The sequence below is a fragment of the Robiginitalea sp. genome (genome assembly GCF_982776155.1).
Map to the genome: position 1 here is coordinate 528,870 of NZ_CEXZKX010000001.1, position 18,031 is coordinate 546,900.

19 protein-coding genes are annotated in these 18,031 nt (G+C 55.3%); 8 read left to right on the top strand and 11 right to left on the bottom strand.

Annotated features, from left to right (window positions below; genetic code table 11):
* Positions 1 to 36: 36 nt before the first annotated feature.
* Genes AC3DKS_RS02115 through AC3DKS_RS02125 form a run of 3 tightly spaced genes read left to right on the top strand, consistent with a single transcriptional unit; the run spans position 37 to position 2,036 of the window.
* On the top strand, positions 37 to 492 hold the full coding sequence (locus AC3DKS_RS02115) for a 3-hydroxyacyl-ACP dehydratase FabZ family protein (protein WP_272607436.1): 456 nt from the start codon (positions 37 to 39) through the stop codon (positions 490 to 492).
* Complete coding sequence (locus tag AC3DKS_RS02120) at positions 489 to 1,763, top strand: beta-ketoacyl-[acyl-carrier-protein] synthase family protein (protein ID WP_272607293.1); 1,275 nt, start codon at positions 489 to 491, stop codon at positions 1,761 to 1,763. The genes AC3DKS_RS02115 and AC3DKS_RS02120 overlap by 4 nt, the downstream gene beginning before the upstream one ends.
* A gap of 18 nt (positions 1,764 to 1,781) precedes the next feature.
* Positions 1,782 to 2,036 carry an acyl carrier protein gene (locus tag AC3DKS_RS02125; RefSeq protein WP_015754910.1) on the top strand — a complete coding sequence of 85 codons (255 nt, stop codon included), beginning with the start codon at positions 1,782 to 1,784 and terminating at the stop codon, positions 2,034 to 2,036.
* 32 nt (positions 2,037 to 2,068) lie between these two features.
* Here AC3DKS_RS02125 and AC3DKS_RS02130 read toward each other — a convergent pair whose 3' ends face one another.
* Together AC3DKS_RS02130 and AC3DKS_RS02135 are read right to left on the bottom strand one after the other, a co-directional pair.
* Entirely contained in the window at positions 2,069 to 2,464 is a 396-nt protein-coding gene (locus AC3DKS_RS02130; RefSeq protein ID WP_015754911.1) for an arsenate reductase family protein, read from the bottom strand.
* Between the two features lie 29 nt (positions 2,465 to 2,493).
* Positions 2,494 to 2,796: an HPF/RaiA family ribosome-associated protein gene (locus tag AC3DKS_RS02135; RefSeq protein WP_015754912.1), complete on the bottom strand. Its 303-nt coding sequence runs from the start codon at positions 2,794 to 2,796 to the stop codon at positions 2,494 to 2,496.
* Between the two features lie 200 nt (positions 2,797 to 2,996).
* Between AC3DKS_RS02135 and AC3DKS_RS02140 the strand changes: the two genes are divergently transcribed.
* Positions 2,997 to 3,290: a hypothetical protein gene (locus AC3DKS_RS02140; RefSeq protein WP_015754913.1), complete on the top strand. Its 294-nt coding sequence runs from the start codon at positions 2,997 to 2,999 to the stop codon at positions 3,288 to 3,290.
* Position 3,291: 1 nt separating this feature from the next.
* Here AC3DKS_RS02140 and AC3DKS_RS02145 read toward each other — a convergent pair whose 3' ends face one another.
* The 3 genes from AC3DKS_RS02145 to AC3DKS_RS02155 all read right to left on the bottom strand — a co-directional run bounded on the left by AC3DKS_RS02145 (position 3,292) and on the right by AC3DKS_RS02155 (position 5,833).
* Complete coding sequence (locus tag AC3DKS_RS02145) at positions 3,292 to 4,293, bottom strand: TerC family protein (RefSeq protein ID WP_272607294.1); 1,002 nt, start codon at positions 4,291 to 4,293, stop codon at positions 3,292 to 3,294.
* 115 nt (positions 4,294 to 4,408) lie between these two features.
* Complete coding sequence (locus tag AC3DKS_RS02150) at positions 4,409 to 5,623, bottom strand: multidrug effflux MFS transporter (protein ID WP_272607295.1); 1,215 nt, start codon at positions 5,621 to 5,623, stop codon at positions 4,409 to 4,411.
* A 72-nt stretch (positions 5,624 to 5,695) separates the two neighbouring features.
* The gene (locus AC3DKS_RS02155) at positions 5,696 to 5,833 is read right to left on the bottom strand and encodes a hypothetical protein (RefSeq protein ID WP_015754916.1); all 138 of its coding nucleotides are present in this window, start codon (positions 5,831 to 5,833) and stop codon (positions 5,696 to 5,698) included.
* Positions 5,834 to 5,950: 117 nt separating this feature from the next.
* On the opposite strand from AC3DKS_RS02155, the gene AC3DKS_RS02160 reads away from it, so the two are divergent.
* A complete protein-coding gene (locus tag AC3DKS_RS02160; protein ID WP_272607296.1) occupies positions 5,951 to 8,296 on the top strand; it encodes an FdhF/YdeP family oxidoreductase in 2,346 nt (781 codons plus the stop codon).
* A gap of 55 nt (positions 8,297 to 8,351) precedes the next feature.
* On the opposite strand, the gene AC3DKS_RS02165 is transcribed toward AC3DKS_RS02160, so the two are convergent.
* On the bottom strand, positions 8,352 to 9,254 hold the full coding sequence (locus tag AC3DKS_RS02165; RefSeq protein ID WP_272607297.1) for a hypothetical protein: 903 nt from the start codon (positions 9,252 to 9,254) through the stop codon (positions 8,352 to 8,354).
* Between the two features lie 93 nt (positions 9,255 to 9,347).
* Between AC3DKS_RS02165 and AC3DKS_RS02170 the strand changes: the two genes are divergently transcribed.
* The 3 genes from AC3DKS_RS02170 to AC3DKS_RS02180 all read left to right on the top strand — a co-directional run bounded on the left by AC3DKS_RS02170 (position 9,348) and on the right by AC3DKS_RS02180 (position 12,167).
* The gene (locus AC3DKS_RS02170) at positions 9,348 to 11,018 is read left to right on the top strand and encodes a hypothetical protein (protein ID WP_272607298.1); all 1,671 of its coding nucleotides are present in this window, start codon (positions 9,348 to 9,350) and stop codon (positions 11,016 to 11,018) included.
* Positions 11,019 to 11,169: 151 nt separating this feature from the next.
* A complete protein-coding gene (locus AC3DKS_RS02175) occupies positions 11,170 to 11,418 on the top strand; it encodes a hypothetical protein (protein ID WP_272607299.1) in 249 nt (82 codons plus the stop codon).
* A 170-nt stretch (positions 11,419 to 11,588) separates the two neighbouring features.
* Positions 11,589 to 12,167 carry a DUF4251 domain-containing protein gene (locus tag AC3DKS_RS02180; protein WP_474731406.1) on the top strand — a complete coding sequence of 193 codons (579 nt, stop codon included), beginning with the start codon at positions 11,589 to 11,591 and terminating at the stop codon, positions 12,165 to 12,167.
* Between the two features lie 372 nt (positions 12,168 to 12,539).
* Here AC3DKS_RS02180 and AC3DKS_RS02185 read toward each other — a convergent pair whose 3' ends face one another.
* The 5 genes from AC3DKS_RS02185 to AC3DKS_RS02205 form a co-directional block, all read right to left on the bottom strand.
* A complete protein-coding gene (locus tag AC3DKS_RS02185) occupies positions 12,540 to 12,887 on the bottom strand; it encodes an ArsR/SmtB family transcription factor (RefSeq protein ID WP_015754922.1) in 348 nt (115 codons plus the stop codon).
* A 118-nt stretch (positions 12,888 to 13,005) separates the two neighbouring features.
* Positions 13,006 to 14,283, bottom strand: coding sequence for an aminotransferase class V-fold PLP-dependent enzyme (locus tag AC3DKS_RS02190; protein WP_272607301.1), 1,278 nt, complete (start codon positions 14,281 to 14,283; stop codon positions 13,006 to 13,008).
* Positions 14,284 to 14,323: 40 nt separating this feature from the next.
* Positions 14,324 to 15,181, bottom strand: a complete 858-nt coding sequence (locus AC3DKS_RS02195; protein ID WP_015754924.1) for an MORN repeat-containing protein — start codon at positions 15,179 to 15,181, stop codon at positions 14,324 to 14,326.
* Positions 15,182 to 15,224: 43 nt separating this feature from the next.
* The gene (locus AC3DKS_RS02200; RefSeq protein WP_015754925.1) at positions 15,225 to 16,049 is read right to left on the bottom strand and encodes a DUF2490 domain-containing protein; all 825 of its coding nucleotides are present in this window, start codon (positions 16,047 to 16,049) and stop codon (positions 15,225 to 15,227) included.
* Positions 16,046 to 17,992 (bottom strand): hypothetical protein, encoded by a 1,947-nt coding sequence (locus tag AC3DKS_RS02205; RefSeq protein WP_148214356.1) that lies wholly within the window; start codon positions 17,990 to 17,992, stop codon positions 16,046 to 16,048. Before AC3DKS_RS02205 ends, AC3DKS_RS02200 begins: the two co-directional genes overlap by 4 nt.
* Between the last annotated feature and the right edge of the window lie 39 nt (positions 17,993 to 18,031).

The following is an 18,031-nucleotide window of genomic DNA, read 5'->3' on the forward strand; positions in this document are numbered from 1 at the left end:
AGCGCAGCAAAGTATTCTTTAGTGAAGGACGATGAGATGAAGGACGAGTTACAGGAAATATTGAATCGACTGCCCTACAGGGAACCGTTCCGTTTTGTGGACGAATTGGATTACGTCTCTGATACCGGGGCGTCCGGCCGCTATACATTCCGGCCGGAAAGCTGGTTCTACCCCGGCCACTTTCCCGGCAGCCCTGTTACCCCCGGCGTACTGCTCACCGAATGCTGTGCCCAGATCGGGTTGGTTTGCCTGGGGATTCACCTTTCCGGGTTACCGGGTAATTCGGCGGCGGCGGCACCGGGCTTTGCACTGTCAGATTCCAGGATGGAATTCCTACTGCCGGTTTCCCCGGGCGAAACTGTCCGGGTGGTGAGCGAAAAACTTTATTTCCGATTCGGAAAGCTGCGTTGCGATGTCCGGCTGTTTTTGACGGACGGGCGTTTGGCGTGTAAAGGCCGGTTATCGGGAATGCTAATAAATTCTGCTGCATGAACCGACGCGTCGTGATTACCGGGCTGGGTATATGCGCCCCCAATGCTATAGGCACAGCGGGGTTCCGGGAGGCTATGCGGCTCGGAACGAGCGGGATTCGGCATATTGCCGAACTCGACCGGTTGGGATTTCGATGTACGATGGGAGCCGCCCCGGAAATTCCCGCGGAGGTCCTCGAAACTACCTTTACGAGCCTGGAGCGGCGGGGTCTGACGGCATCCGGCCTGATTTACGGGGCGCTGGCGGGTATGGAGGCCTGGGAGGACGCCCGCCTGTATCCGGCGGGATCGGACGAGCCGGATTGGGATTCCGGGGTACTTTTCGGGACCGGCCTGCTGGGGGTAGACACGTTCCGGGCGGCAGTTAACCGTATCGATGCCCACGAAGTGCGCCGCCTGGGCAGTACTACCGTCCCTCAGATTATGGCGAGCGGGGCGAGTGCCTGGCTGTCGGGGAAACTCGGGTGCGGGAACTGGTCCGGGGCAAATTCCTCGGCCTGCAGCACAGGTGCCGAGGCCTTGCTACTTGCCTGTTGGCATATTCGCAATGGTCGTGCCGAGCGCATGCTTGCGGGGAGTTGCTCCGATTCGGGACCGTACATCTGGGGAGGGTTTGACGCGATGCGTATTTTATCATCGGCGGACCCCGCGGTACCGGAAGCTGCCTGCCGGCCGCTGTCGGCCACCGCGTCGGGATTTGTTCCCGGTTCGGGAGCCGGTGCCCTGGTTCTGGAATCCCTGGAAAGTGCAAATGCCCGGGGAGCCCGCATATATGCGGAAATCCTGGGGGGAGCCGTCAACAGCGGGGGCCAGCGGGGAGGAGGTACGATGACGGCAGCCAATGCCGGAGGCGTGCTGCGGTGTATCCGGGGAGCCCTGGCCGATAGTCGGGTAGACGCCGGTTCCATCGACCTGATCAACGGGCACCTGACGGCCACGGCCCGGGACCCGGAAGAAATCGACGGGTGGTCTGCTGCCCTGGGCCGGTCCGGCAGCGATTTTCCGTTTATCAACTCCTGCAAGGACCTGCTGGGCCACGGCCTGGCGGCATCGGGAAGCATGGAAGCCGTGGCATCCGTCCTGCAGCTGGCAGACCAGGTGGTGTACGGCAACACGAATGCCCAGGACCTGCACCCGGAAATCGCCGCGCGCATAGACCGTACCCGGGTCCCGGTGGCGAGCCGGCCTGCAGCCCTGAATTATCTGGCAAAAGCCAGCTTTGGCTTCGGCGATGTCAATGCATGTATTATTTTTAGACGGTATGAACCCTGAACCCATGAACGTCCGCACATGAAAACACACCCGCACTATGAAACCCTGCAGCAAATTATCCGGCCATATTTGCCCGAAGATGTGGATCCGGACACGGTGGGTCCGGACAGCCGCCTGGTGGCAGATCTGAATATTAATTCGGCCCACCTGGTGGATATCGTCCTGGATGTTGAGGATCGGTTTGATATCCGGCTGGAAGATGCGGATATGCAGGAAATGGCCACCGTAGCCGATGCGCTCGGGGTTATTGATTCCAAGTTAAACAACCCCTGAAGGCCGATGAACAGTCCCTTCAGGGAGCGCGGCTAGGATTCGTCCAGGCCGGCGGAATTCGCCTCGAAGAATTGTACGAGTTCCGACGGGGTACTGAGCTGTCCGATGCGATCCCCGCTTACCACAATCGGGTACTGCAACAATACGGGGTTCTCGTTGAGCATCTTCAGCCAGTCATCCGGATGCAGGTTCCCGCTTCCGGTATCCGGGGCATCCGGATGATCCAAAGCCAGCAACTCGTCAAACGGTTTGTCGAGCCGATCCTGCAAACTCACCCAAAGCGTATTGCCGAGTTTTGTTTTGGAAATATCCAGGTCCTGAATCGCCTTGTTGGAGCCCTGGAGATATCCCAAAGCCTGTTTTCCCAATCGGGTTTCCGAATTGTAGATCAGTGTAAGCTGCTTGTCGTCAGTTGCCAAAACGCTCATTGCATTTTAATAGATTAATCATCCGGCAGTTACCGGTTTTTCATTTTTTCCTTCCGCTTGCGGAGTTGCCGTTCCAAATCATCGGCTGCCTCGGCAATAGAAGCCTCGTAGCTTCCCGTGCTTGCCTCCGCAAACAACCGCGGCCCGGGAATGCTCAAACGGATATTGCAGATTTTACCCGTATCGGGTTCTGAGGTGTTTTCCTTTTTGAAAAAGATATCGGCCCGTACGATAAAATCGTATTTATCGACCATTTTTTCGACCTTTTTACCAGCCATTTGCTCGAGTCTCAGGCTCGCCTTGACCCCATCGTATTCAAAATTGATATCCATATGCAGTATTTATGAGAAAGATACATTCCCGGAGGGCCTTTTCCAAATATTCCGCCTGGTAAAATGTACCGGATTGCAAGTTGCAGAAGCCCTCTTTGCGTTAACGAAAAGATAAGTAAGGGAAATCCTTATGTTAGGAAGTCCGGACAAGGCCGAAAATTCGTAACTTTTATACATGGCAATCCTAACACTTCCAGTATATGTCTGCGTTCACACATCCATCCGGCACCAGGGATAGCCGCATTCCGGGAAGCGAGCGGATCAAGCGGTTACTTCGCGAAGCCGGGCATCTGCGCGCCCTGATCGCAGGCTACCACTGCGAACCCAAAACGGAGCAGCAATTCTTAATCCGCAATTCCCTGACCGAACGATTGCGATCGTTCGAATCGGCCTGCCGGCAACTGGACAACCGCTCCGTGCCGCAGCAACTTCAGGAAGTCTTCAGTAAACTGCAGCACGATACCTTTGCGTATATCCGGGACGCACGGATTTGATTCAGCCCGCCGGTTGATCCTTCTCCGGGCCGGAATCTTCCCCGCCGGGCTCCGGCAGTTCGCCGTTTGTATTGTCGGAGGTTAAAACAGATGTCAGGATCCCAGTTGCCAGGCTGACCACAATGACCGAGAGGGAAATCCACTCGGGCACTTCCACCTGGTGGGCGAATAACATTTTCAGGCCCACAAAGGCCAGGATCACCACCAGGCTGTAATTGATATGCCGGAATTTCTGCAGCATCCGGGATATTAAGAAATACATGGAACGCAGCCCCAGGATGGCCAGGATGTTTGAACTGAATACCAGGAAGGGGTCGGCCGTAATGGCCAGGATGGCCGGGATGCTGTCAAGCGCAAACAGGATATCGGTGAGTTCAATGACTACCAGGGCGACAAACAGGGGGGTAGCCGCCCGGATGCCCATGCGCCGGATAAAAAAATCGTGTCCGTGCGTCCGGGAGGTTACCGGAAAAATCCTTTTTACCTGTCGGAACACCAGCGATTTCTTCGGGTCGAACTCCTGCTCGTGGGAACGGAGCATTTTATAGGCGGTATACAGCAGGAACACCCCGAAAACGTAAATAATCCAATCGAATTTATTGATCAAAGCCACTCCGAAAATGATCATGATCCCCCGAAAAACAATGGCCCCCAGGATTCCCCAGAACAATACGCGGTGCTGGTAAATAGGGGGGATAGAGAAAGAGGAGAAGATTACGGCGATCACAAAAACATTGTCGATGCTCAGGGAGAGTTCAATGAGGTACCCCGTGATGTATTTGAGCATTGCATTGCCTGGTGTCAGCCCGGTGGGGTTGTCCACCATCCCTTCGGAAAACAACCAGTAGACCACCCCGCTGAACCCCAGGGCCACCGAGACCCAGAGGCTTGTCCAGGCAGCGGCCTCCTTGGAGCGGATGATGTGGTCTGTTTTGTTGAAGACGCCCAGGTCCAGGGCAAGAAAAATAACTATCAGGGCTATAAAAAGGACCCATATCAGCATATGCCATTCCAATTTAGCGCAAAGATACACATCCCGTGCAATTGCCGCGGCTCAATCCGCAGCGGTGTTGTCTTTTTAACGAAATCCCGGCAGGTTCGTGCAAAAATTCCCATGGCTAGCGGGCCAGTCGCCGGCCGCGCCTCATACGGTAATTGCTGTAGGTGAGCAAAACCAGCGACAAGGCCCCGCAGATAAAGAATCCCTGGAAGAGCGGCAGGGCGGATGTCACCACAAAACTGCCGATCCACGCACTGATGGGCACGGACATCAGCGTGGCGATGAACCCGGTGATCGCAGCGCCGATTCCGGCAATATGGCCCAGGGGCTCCATCGCCATGGATCGAAGGTTTCCAAACAGGAAGCCGACGGTAAAGAATTGCAGGGCCAGGAATACCATTAAAAAGGCCATGTGCGGGTTGTTCCCATTGGCAAATAAAAGGGCGTAGCACAGGGAATTCAATGTAAAGCCCACCAGGGAGACGGTGATCAGGCGACGCATACCAAACCGGACCACCAGCCAGCCGTTGATCAGCGTGGCCGTACCGATGGTAATGGCCAGCCCGGCAAACAGGAATGGGAACATTTCCGGCATCTGGTACTGCACTTCAAAAATTTGTTGGGAGGTACTCAGGTACACCAGGAACGAGCCGGTGATAAACCCCCAGATCAATGTAAATAACATGGTCCGGCGGTAGGCGAGTACTTCCCTGAAACCGCTGAATATGCGATTGAAACGGAAGGTGTTCCGGTTTTCCCGGGGGAGGGTTTCCGGCTGACGCTTCCAGAACCAGAGGGACACCAGGAGGCTGAATACCACCTGTAGATAAAAAATAGCCTCCCAGCCCAATGTGTCGAGCACCAGCTTGCCGAAGGCGGGCGCCACCACGGGGACCAAAATAAAAACCACCGTAACGAATGACATGATGCGCGCCATATAGTCGCCACTGAAGCGATCCCGGATCATGGCAATGCTTATGGTCCGGGGAGCGGAAAGGGACATCCCCTGGAGGATCCGGCCTACGATCATCCATTCGAGGCTCCTGGCAAATACACAGAGTGCACTGGCGCCGATAAAGACTGCAAAACCGATATAGACCACGGGCTTGCGCCCCACGCTGTCCGAGATTGGGCCAAAAAGAAGCGGGCCGGTGCCCATTCCGAGAAAAAACAGGGTAATCAGCAACTGGTTGGCGGCGGGATCCGAATTCCCAACGGCAATACCGATGATATCGAGTGCCGGCAATAAGGCGTCCAGGGCGAGGGCCACGATCGACATGAGTGCCGCCATCAGGGCGATAAACTCCGTGTGGTTCCCGCGGTTGTTTTCCATGTGGTTAAAGGTAGGGATTCCCCGATGGGTTTCGAATTTTTCGCCTGAAGGGATTACGTTGTCCAACCGGGTCTAGAAGACCTCAAACACATAACCCAGAAGCCAATAGAGTATCAGGAATACAACGATGGTGCCAATGCACCCGCATTTGCCCCCGCCGATTTTCTTGGCGCCTATACCGGCCAGGATGGCCCGAAGCAGGTTTTTCATACTTTTCTTTTCCTCAAAGATACGGCAGCAGACGGAGTGGGGGGAGCCTGGTCGCAGCAAAACGCGCCCGATTGGCCGGGACGCGCCCCGAAAAACGCAGAAATCGTATCTTTCGATATGGAAGAACAGCCCCCAAGAGGCGTCCGGGTTCGCGGCCCGGAAGCATTCACCGGGCTCCGGCTGGAGCCTCCGAAAGAATACGCTGCGGGCATCCCCGCAATCGGCAAAGCCCTGGAACACAGCTTTCGCGAAATGGGAGTGCTGCGATCGGTAAGGCCATTGCTGCGCCTGAACCAGCAAGACGGTTTCGATTGCCCGAGTTGCGCCTGGCCGGACCCCGAAAAACCCTCCAGGGTTGCGGAGTACTGCGAAAACGGGGCCAAGGCCCTGGCGGATGAAGCCACGAGAAAAGGGATCGGCGCCGAATTTTTTGCGAAGTATTCCGTAGCCGAGCTATCCCGCCGGAGCGACTACGAGCTCAATGCCCTTGGCAGGCTCACCGAACCCCTGATCCTTCGGGAAGGCTCGAGCCACTATCAGCCCGTGACCTGGGAGGAAGCCAACCAACTGGTCGCCGGGTCGCTCAATGGCCTCAGCAGCCCGGATGAAGCCATTTTTTACACCTCCGGCCGCTCGAGTAATGAAGCGACTTTCCTCTATGGGATGTTTGCCCGGGCACTGGGTACCAACAACCTGCCGGACTGCTCCAATATGTGCCATGAATCCAGCGGGGTTGCCCTGGGAGAAACGCTGGGCATCGGCAAGGGGAGCGTCAAACTGGAAGACCTCTACGGGGCCGACCTGGTCCTGGTTGCCGGCCAGAACCCGGGAACCAACCACCCGCGGATGCTTTCGGCACTTGAAAAATGCAAGGCGCGGGGCGGGCGGATCATCAGCATCAACCCCCTGGAGGAAGCCGGTTTAATCCGGTTCAGAAACCCCCAAAAAGCCTCAGGCATCCTGGGAAGGGGTACCGGATTAACGGACCTGCACCTTCCCGTCCGGATCAACCAGGACATCCCACTGGTCAAGGCCTGGCTCAAACTGTTGCTCGAACGGCACACCAAAGGCGAGAATGTGTTAGACGACAGTTTTATAAGTTCTTACACCAGAGGATTTAAAGCTTTACAGGAAGATTTGCAAAACTATCAAATCGGAGACCTGATTGCCCGCACAGGCGTAGACCCGGAGTCCGTACGCCGGGGCGCGGATTGGCTGGCCACATCCAAAAATATTATTATCTGCTGGGCCATGGGAATCACCCAGCACCAGAATGGGGTGGCTACCATCCGGGAATATGTAAACCTCTTATTGCTGAAAGGTTCCCTGGGAAAACCATTTGCGGGCACCTGCCCGGTTCGCGGGCACAGCAACGTCCAGGGCGACCGGTCTGTGGGGATCCAGCATTTTGTTGACCGGGAACTGAATGCCCGGATCAAAGAACACCTCGGGTTTGAACCTCCCGGAAAGAAGGGGTGGGATGTAGTGGAATCCATCCGTGCCATGCACGAAGGCCGGGCCAGGGTATTTATGGCGCTTGGCGGCAACTTCCTGATGGCGGCCCCGGACACGGATTATACCGCCAGGGCCCTGCAGCAGTGCGACCTGACCGTCCAGATTAGTACCAAGCTCAACCGAAGCCATCTGGTAACCGGACGTACGGCGTTGATCCTTCCTACGTTGGGGCGCTCCGAGAAAGATGAGGCAGGAGGGGGGAAGGACTTCCTCACTGTGGAAAACTCCATGGGCCGGGTAAGGCGGACCAAGGGCATCCTCCGGCCCGCTTCCCCGGAGTTAAAAAGCGAACCGCGAATCATTGCAGATATGGCGGCTACCTGCCTGGGGGAGGGACATCCGGTACCCTGGGGGGAATTTGGCTCGGACTACGGAAAAATACGAAGTGCCATCGACCGGGTGGCCAAGGGGTTCAAGGATACGTCCCGGCGCTCGGAAGGCGCCGGATACTACCTGCCCAACAATGTTCGGGATCTCGATTTCAGCAGCCTGCCCGGGGGCAAAGCGCAAATCACCTGCAACCCCTTGCCGGAGCACCATTTGGCACCGGACGAATTGCTGCTGATGACCATCCGCTCCCACGACCAGTTCAATACGACCATTTACGGCATGGACGACCGGTACCGGGGTATCTACAACGAACGACGCGTGATCCTCATGCACCCGGAGGACTTGGCGGGACGGGGCCTCCAACCCCGGGAGGTGGTTCGCATTACCAGCACCTACGACGGACAAATCCGCGAAGTGCGCAATTTCCTTGCAATCCCCTATAAAATCCCAAAGGGCTGTGCGGCCGCCTATTTTCCGGAAACCAACCCGTTGGTTCCGAATAACCGCTTTGCGGCGGGGAGCCAGACCCCCATCAGCAAGTCGGTGCGCATCCGCGTAATCCGTGAAGATCCTACCGCATATCCGGACGCGGACCAGGGGGCAGCGCCGACCAAGTAGGGCTTACAAGCAGCAAAAAACTAATTATATGGGGTGAGGTGGAAGCAGCAAACCACTAATTCTCAGGGGTCAGGTGGAAGCGGTATGTAAAGCGGAAATTGAATAAAAACCCGCCTCGAATGGATTCATTCAGGACGGTTCGCGGATCGCGGATAAAAATATTGGCAATCGATATGGCCACCTTGTCATCGGCGGCATAGATCCGATAAGAGCGGTTTAAGGAGTATCCGCTGCGCACCGCAAAAATCAGCGAGGGGGTGAGGCGGTATTGCAGGTACGCGCTCAGGTCGTTGGAAATTCTTTGTACGTAAGCCTTCCCGAAGTCCGCATTCTCGATGGGGAATGAACTCCCGAGCCCGTCAAAAGTCAGTCCGGCACGCAACCGGGGCACAATTCTCAGGTTGATATCCCCCCGCGACGGCAACAGGGCGCTGAACTCCCATAAATCGTCCGGATGGCGGTAATAGTACCCCCCGATAGGCACAAACATGATCCCGTATTCTTCGGTGTTCATATAAAAGCCAAAACTAAAATTCTTGTGAGTCGCCAGTTTTTTCTGAACCAGTTGCAGGGTACCCAGCTGGAATTTTGTCCGGCCGTACTGGAAGGAAGAGGATTGACGGGGGATTAGCAGGTGGAGGGTGGACCAGTAATTAAGGTGTTCGATATTCAGGCCCAGTAACCCCCCCAGGTTGTATAATGCCATGGATTCGGAGCCGGGGTAGGGTTTCAGTCGGTTCAGGGTACCCAGGGCCCCGGTAATCAGCGCAGTCTTCTCCGACAGGGGGATGGGCATGAACAAATTCAGGTCGGCATGGTCGATGCGGGTTTCGCCCGGGCCGGCTTCATAGCCGGTTTCCGGGGAAATCCCGTAACTCAAATTCAGGACATCCACATATTCCTGCCCGTGCCCGTAAAAGGCCAGGAATAAACAAATGCCGGCAAGGAGTTTTTTCATCGGTGTGAGAATTCGGGCAAGATAGGCATCCCCCGAGAGTGTAACAAATGGCTCAATTTGCCTTCTAATGAACGAGAACCCATACCACCTATTATGAAAACCCGGATAAAAATTATTTCCGCGAGCCTTCTGTTAACTCTCCAGGCCACGCTGTATGCACAGCACCAGCAGCCGGCCGCGTCGGAAATGTCCCCGGCAAAATGGCAGGAAGACCTGGAGTTTCTTCAGCAGACCGTTCATGCCGATTATCCGTTTTTGTTTAAAAAAACGACCCCGGAGGCCTTCGATGCTGCCGTTGCCGAACTGCACCGCGGGATTCCGGGTATGGCCCCCCATGAAATTATGGTGGGTCTCGCCCGGATTGTTGCCTCTTTTGAATACGGGCATACTTCCCTGGGCTATTGGGAGGGAAAAGTGCCCTACCACCAGCTTCCCGTGGTACTTTATAAGTACGACGACGGCATCTACCTGCAGGGGGTCCACCGGAACTACGAGGCTTTGGCAGGCGCCCGCTTGCTCGCCATCGAGGGGGTGCCGGTTGCAAAGGTCCAGGAACTCATGCTGCCGGTAGTCCCTGCCGAAAACTCCCAATACGTTAAGGCCTACGGACTCCATTACCTGACTTTTCCGGAATTCCTGCACGCCCAGGGGGTGATCCCCGAGTTGAAGACGGACATAACACTGCACCTCGAAAAGGAGGGCAAACTAATGGATGCAGTGGTTACCGCTATTCCCGCCGAACGCTTCCCGAGGCAGTACGGCATGGTGGTTCCGGGGGAGGATTGGGTGGAATCCCGGGACGTGTCGGAGACCCCTTTGTATCTTAAAAACCTGGAAAGGATCTATTATTTTGAATACCTGCCAGCTGAAAAAGCGGTCTATGTCAGGCACAGCCAGATCCAGGATGACGAAACGGAGGATATACCCACTTTCTATAACCGGCTGTTCCGGTTTATCGAGGAGAACGATGTGGATAAGCTCATCCTGGATGTCCGGCTTAACGGCGGGGGGAACAACTACAAGAACAAACCGATTGTCACCGGGGTTATCCGGAGCAAAATCGATGCGCCCGGGAAATTCGTGGTGATCATCGGCCGGCGGACATTTTCGGCCTGTATGAACCTGGTGAATGAACTCAGCACCTATACCCATGCGGTTTTCGTCGGGGAGCCTACCAGCGAAAACGTGAATTTCTACGGGGACAACCGGCCGGTGACCCTGCCGCATTCCGGAATCAACGCCTATTTGTCTTTTGCCTGGTGGCAGGACAAGCCCCAATGGGAAAACGCCGAATGGCTGGCCCCGCATATTGCAACGGGAATGACCTTTGAACAGTATCGAACCAACCAGGACCCTGCGCTGCAGGCGGCCCTCGCCTTTAATGATTCTACATTTATCCGCGACCCCATGGCCCACCTGACCCGGCTGTTTATGGGAGGTGAAGTCGAAAAGGTGCGCTCCGAGGCGGCCCGGATGATTGCCGACCCGAATTACGATTTCTTTGATTTCGAAGGGGAATTTGACCAAACGGCAGCCAATTTGTTAAAGAGCGGACGCCTGAATGAAGCGCGCTATGTAAACGATCTCAGCCTGGAATTCTTCCCCGATTCCCCCAGGGTCTGGTTCCGGCAAGGGGAAGTCCTGGACGCCCAGGGAGATGGGCCAGGCGCTCGTGCCGCATATCGCCGAGTGCTATTGCTGGACCCGGAAGGCTCCCTCGGAAAAGCAGCCGCCGGGGCACTGAAAGGCAAGATCGGGGAATAGGTCGTAATTATCGGGACTTTACCCGTATTTTTTCCGTATAGGGTCCATGCGCAGTATTTTGTAGACAGAACACGTTATTGAAATGAAATGGATATGCTGCGCAGCTCTTTGCTGCCTGGGGCATGGCCTGTTTGCGCAACATGCGCCCCAATTGGATTCAATCCGCCGCGCCCGGGAGGAAGCCGGGCCGAAGATGCTGGAATTCCAGCCGGAACACCATGCGCTGAACACGCTGCGAAGGATCCGGCTCGAGGAATTTAAAGCCCGCCTGGATACCCTGGATATCCCGGAATCCAAACGGTACCGCATAATGCGCGACCTGTATCGCGGCAGGGAATCCCGCCTGCTCGCCCGGTATTTACCGTCAGATACCTCTGCGGCGTTCAGGGAACCGGAATAAAAAAACCTGTGTATAGAGCAGCTACCGGGCTGTATTTATGGAGATTGCCACCGCGAGGTTGGGTCCTGCAGCCCGGCAATGCCTTATTTTTTACATTTTTAACCTGTCAGGCAGCTTTTTAATAATTATTTGGCAAAATTTTTGATGTATTCGCAGTAATTTCACTATGCATGCGAAAAATCAATCGTCATATTGTCTATATCGCCCTGTATGCCGTGTGGGTTTCCGGTATCATCTGGTTGGTAGGGGGTTGCCAGTCCACTGCGGCACCGCTTTCCGCAGAGCAGCAGGCCCGTCTGGATAAACTCGTTGAAAACCGGGAATTTGTATTCGACGCCAAATACGCCATGCCACTGGCTTCCCAGGCCTACATCAGCGCGTCCAATATGGGCTTTACCATGGCCCGCGGGAATTCACCCACCAACATCAACCTGACCGGGGATGGGTATTATTTGAGAATGTATAGTGATTCCGTAGAAATTTACCTGCCGTATTTCGGCACCCGGGAAAATATTACCAATTACAACAATCAGGGAAGCATCGACATAAAGGCGGCCATCGAAGAATTTCGGGAGCGCCGCACGCCCAAGGGCCATGAGATGGAATTTTTTGCCCGGGAGGGGTACGAAAGATTTCGCCTGATCCTGAATATTTTTCCGAATAGTCAATCGCAACTCTCCGTCTTTAGCCCGCAACGGGATGTAATACGCTATAGCGGCCGGGTTGCTAATAAACCTGCCAAAGACTGATTCTCCCTTATTCTTCCGCCGGGAAGAACTTCCTGTAGTGATCCGATGCAGTAAACGCAAAAAGCGTCGTTCGTCGACTAAACCACAAAATTTATCGCTATTCTTACCTATAAAAATGGCAAGGAACACAACATAAAGGGGCGTTATGATACACAAACCATTGCGAGGGCTGAAAGTAAATGCAAATGCAAATCAGTGGGAAGAGACCGGAACAGAGGGCGAGAAGGTGAGATGCAGGCCGCTGATTCCAAAACGCTCTATTTGACATAATATAAATTATAGGACAAATAATAACCGTTCCTTTAAAGCGCTATAGGCGTTGATATCATAGCGAGCGGTTCCGGGTTCATATGATACCCGAACTTTCTGAAGTTATAATACGGAGTTTTCATCCGGGGTGTCGTCCGTATCGTAATACTGCATAAGCACTTCCAACGTATTTGCCCGTTCATCCCAGAATTTCCTCAGGGGCTTCAGGAATTCGTAAATTTCACGGACTTTCTCCGGATTCAGGCCGTAGATCATTTCGCGTCCTTTTTTGCGCTGGCTGAGCAATTCGCATTCCACCAGGATCCGCAGGTGCCTGGAAACCGTTTGACGGGCGGTGGGAAAATGTGTCGCGATTGCCCCGGAAGCCATGGGCGCTGGCGCTACCAATTGGATGATTTCCCTACGTGTCGGGTCGGCAATGGCCTGGAAAACGTCCCTTCGAAGCTCCATATGCAGTTATTTGTCTTCAAATATACATGAAGCTATATAGCTTCGCAATTATATATTATAAAACGCTGATAAACTGATGTTTATTGTTGGAAATATCCGGTTCTGCAACTGGCAATCGCTAAGTCAGCGATTCGATGACCTCCAGGGTTTTGTCGATTTCCGCTTTGGAATTGTAGATATGGACGGAATGACGTACCATTTGCTCCCCTACCGAACGGGGCTGTAACCGCTCCCGTTCCCAGAGCGTGCGTTGCAGGTCAGGCCCTGTGTATCCCGCTACGGAATAGGTCGTGATTCCGGCAGCCATTTCTTCATTTGTGGATGAATGGATGGTCACGTGCGGGAGGGCCTTTAACCCGCTGCGCAGATACCGCCCGAGTTCCCGGATGCGGTCCAGCCAGGCTGCTTCCCCGATGGTTTCATAAAAATCTACAGATGCGGCGAATCCGGCAATCTGTGCAGGGTTGCCCGTGCCGTATTGCATCAGCCGGAAACCGTGGTCCTCCTGATTGTCCCATTGATAGCTGGCCAGGGTACTCCAAATCCGGTCGGCCACCCGGTTGCTGATATAGAGCAAGCCGCTACCCGGCGGTGCCAGGAACCATTTGTGCAGGCTGGAATAATAGGCGTCGCATCCTATTCGGGCTACATTTACCGGCACATGCCCCACGCATTGGGCCCCGTCAAGGACGGTGAAAATATTCCGCCTGCGGGCTTCGGCGCAAATTTCCTGAACCGGTAAAATAGTACCGTATCCCGATACCATATGCGGGATGGCGATCACCCGGGTTTTTGGGGTGACTTCCCGGAAGATGGCGTCGACCACCTCCGACGGGTCGTTGGCTGGCTCCGGCAGGGTGGCCTGTTTGTAAATACAGCCCTTGCGCCTGGCGAGCAACTGCCAGGCGGCAAAGCCTCCCCCGTGTTCCTGGTTCGTATTTAATAGCTCGTCCCCCCGCTGCAGGTCGAGCCCCATCCCCACAAAGTTCATCCCCATCGTGGCGTTCTGCGTAATGGACACTTCCCGGAAATCCGCGTGGATGATGGCCGCCAACCGTTTGCGGAGCTCCTCGTACGGGAAATAACCGCTCAGCAATTCGGGCCCGGAACCCTCCTTGTAATCTATGGTGGCTGCCTCGGTATTCCAGTACATCATGTGCCGGATCATGGTTTCCAGGACGTAGCCGGGCGTCGGGCCCATGGTGCCGTTGTTGAAGTAGGTCTGGCCTTCTTTCAAGGGGAAGTGCCTGCGCACCAGGCGCCAGTAGTCCTCCCCTTTGGAAGGCATTCCTCTGAGGTTCTCCAGGGACCAGTTGCGGGAATTATCAAAAGACAGGAACGGCAGTGACAGGGTGGCCAATGCGCCTTTTTTCAGGAAATGCCTGCGCGGGTTCATAGCGGTTGGTTTGCCTAAAAATAGGCAAAAATCCAGGCGGTTACTCCTCCTCCACCAACTTGTCGTCCTTCCAGGTGCCGCTGGCTACCACCTCCCCTTCCGCGTTGTAAAATGTTCCGGGCCCGTTGCGGCGGTCGTTCTCCCAGGTTCCGGTGAATTTTTCACCATTCGGCCAGTAATAGGTGCCCTGACCGCTGCGGCGGTCGTTTTTAAATTCACCCACGTAGTATTCGCCATCCTGCCAGTAAAAGGCCCCCCGACCGTGGCGGAGATTGTCCTGCCACTCCCCTTCGTAGCGGCTGCCGGTGTCCAGGATGGCCACCCCATAGCCATTGGCCTGGCCATTGGCAACCTGGCCCACATAGTGCAGGGGGTTCCCTTTGGAGCTCGTAAAAGTCAGGTATTCTCCCAGGGATTTACGCTGGAGCTGCTGCCGAAGGCCTGCAATCTGCACGCGGGCCTTTTCCAGTGCAAACGAAAGGGAATCGCTGTTGCGGAGTTCCCTGCCCAGCTGCGAAATGCTGTCTGCCACCCCGGCGAGGCCCGCCAGGCTGTCACGAACCTGTTCCCCGGCCATGTGGATCCGGCTAAGGCGATCCAGTTGCCGGGCCAGGTCCCTGCGAAGGGCCACGCCCAGGCTATCGGTCCCCATGGTCTGTAGTTCCCGGTCGTAAGCTTCTGCGGCCCCGCGATAGTCGCCCTGTCCGGCCAGGGAGTCAATCCGGCTCAGCCGGTTGACCAGCGACAGCGCGCTGTCTTGCTGCGCGAGGCGTTCTTTCATGTCGGCGATCTTTTCCCCCTGGCTCACCGTTAAGATCAGGCCGGCAGTCAGTAGCAGGATGACGGCGGCCAGCATGCCGTAGATGATTTTTCGTTGGATTCGGACTTTATCGTTCACGTCTATCAGGTTTACAAGGGCTTGTTTGCAAGGGCAACAGGTGCTAGTCGGTCAGGTGGATTTCAGGCAATTTGTTTCGAACCTTCCGGAAATCGGGTGAAAAATACAGGTGGCAGCGAATTGTCCAGTTCTGCTTATAATTTCCCCCATTCACCAGGTCCTGGCCCTGGGAATACATCAACCCTGCAGCAACGGTCAGCCTCGGTGTGAGGATATACCCCAGGGTGGTGGTAATCCGCAAATCTTCCATCGGGCTGGCCACGACCTCCTTGCCGCTTTGCATGATCAGCTCGCTTTCCGGGGCCACGTACCACGCTCCGGGGGCCAGCTTTGGTTTGTTCAATGGGATTTTCAACCGAAGCATATACCGCCAGCGGTTGCGGAAGATGTATTCGCTGTTGTCTGCAAACCCCTGGGTCCAGCGGTGTTCGATACGGATCCTGTGGTATACCATGAAAGTGGAAACCGGCATGGCGAATTGATACTGGTGCCAGATGCGCCATTCCGGCACAACTTTCCGGTCTTCCGAAGCCTCGTCCGTGTTGAAATTGATGCGGAGCACCCCCCCGAGGGCTGCATTGAAACTCTTGTTGTAGATATACCCGATTGCATGCCGGTTGTAGACCTGTCCGACCTGCCCGATAAAGGGCGTGTTTTCGGTTTCCTGGAACCGGAAGTGTGTCTGCGCCACCCAGAACAGCCGTTTGGAAATCCGGATATTCCCGTAGGTGTTCACCCATACTTTGGAAACCGGCTCTTTGTATTTCGAAGTTTCGGGGAGAATGACATCCTCCTGCGCGCGCACTGCGGCAATCCCGGTGACAACCAGGACCAGGACCGAAAATATGGAGTTTCTCAGTCCGGTCATTCCTGCAGGTTTTTTTCGGGAAAAGCCAATTCCAGTCGTTCGGCGACGATGGCCGGGTCGTTTTCCCTCCGGAGCCTGCGTTCCAATCGGGAAGTGTCTTCGTCCCGGAGTTTCACAATGCGGCTAAAGGCGGATTTCAGGAAATTCCCGGCTGCCTCCGCATATTCGCAGCTAATTTCAGGATCAATACGCCTGAGGGTTTCCGGGATAAGCACATCCGTATAGGCCGTGGTAATCCGTTTCTTGACCGATTCCTCCATCAGCGTGGCCGTAAAAGGATTCCAGACCTGGTCCGTGTAGGCCTCCTGAATAGCCTGTCGCCTTTCGGGCAACCGGTAGATTTCTTTGGCCAGGCTGTCCAGGGCTCCCAGGCAGCCGAGGAGATCCGTGCCGTAAGCCAGTTTCTCCCGGGCGCTGTCCATCGAGGAATACACCCTCAGCCGGTTCTCAGCGCTTCGCCGGATGGCTACCAGGGCCTGATGCTCCTGTACGGTACTCCCAGGGACCAATGAATCTGCCAGGGCTTCCAGGTCATCGATCAGGACAATCAGGCGTTCCTCAGTACGGGCGAATTCCTGCTCCTGCCGCTCGGCATTCAGGCGTGCGGTCAGGAGTTCTTCGATACGTTCCAGGTTTCCCCTGGCGTATCCCACCAGGTTGGCCAGGTATTCCAGCGTATTGGAGGGTGTCCCCAGCTCCACTTCATCAGTATCCCGGTAATTCTGTGACTCCGTTGTCGTATCGGTGGGCACCTCCCCAATCCTGCCCGGGGGGCTTCCCGCCCAGAGCCCGGAGATGAGTTGATCCCGGGGGACATATTCGAGAATCCCCATCTCAATATATTCAAGTAGTGATTCAGATGGATCTATATAATCACTTTTAAACATACGGGTTACCTCCAATAAAAAACCCACTTCTGAATTGGAGCGCTCCAATATTTTCAATCCGGCATTATCCAATAATTCCCGGGCAATCCGGGCGGCGACCGGGATATCCCGCCGGAGTCGGCTAACGCGTGTGGAATCTGCAGGGTTCAAAGGAAACCACGGCACCCGAACGCGGAAACCCGGGCGGTAGTCCGAATTCCCCAGTGCCGAGAGTATCGTGTCGATGCGGCTGTAATAGTGATTATTCCGGGTCAATAACCTGTTCACCTTCCCACTTGAAATATCGGTCGTGGGGGTATTCAGTTGTATAAGTTTCAGAAAGCGCGCATCGAGATCGATGGCTCGGGAATTTGCAAAGGACTGACTCCAGACCGGGATGCGCTCAGATGAGGCGCCCCTGCTAACATCGATATACCGCAGTCGGCCTTCGTCGAATACCCACTCCTCGCCTACCCCGGCACCCGCATCGGAATACAGCGTCCAGGTATCGTGGGCCAGGCCGTTGCGAAGAAATCGGCCAACCAGGATGTCTGTGGTGTCCCGCAACCGAAAACTCTGCTGGGGAACCCCATTGCGGTAGGAAACTGAACTTCTGAATAATTCCCGTGCCACCTCAGATCCGGTTATCCGGCTTACCGTATGAACCCATTGACCGTCCGGCCTGCCCGAAACCAGGGTGCCGGAGGCCTCGTGTTGTACCCCGCTGACTTTCAGGGTATACTGCAGGCCCACCACATCGGTAATACTGTCCGAGCGGTAGGTTCCAAAGCGGAATTGCCAGGGACCCCGGGGATTATTCCCGGAAAAAGCCCCCGAAACGGAAAATGAGGTATCCGATTCCTGAAGCAGGGATTGCAAATTCGACCGGCTGAATCGGAAGGCGCCGTCCAGGATGGTATCCCCGGAATCGACCCGGTATTGATATTGGGCACGACCTTTGTAACTGCCTACTTCCAGTGGGCCGGAATATTCCTGCAAGGTCTGGGCACCCAAAGGCGAGGTTCCCAGCGTCAGGACAGCCATAAAGGCCAGAAGATGAAGGGTCAGGCGTTTCACGGGGCAAAACTAAGTAACTATGCCTACATTCTCCAACCC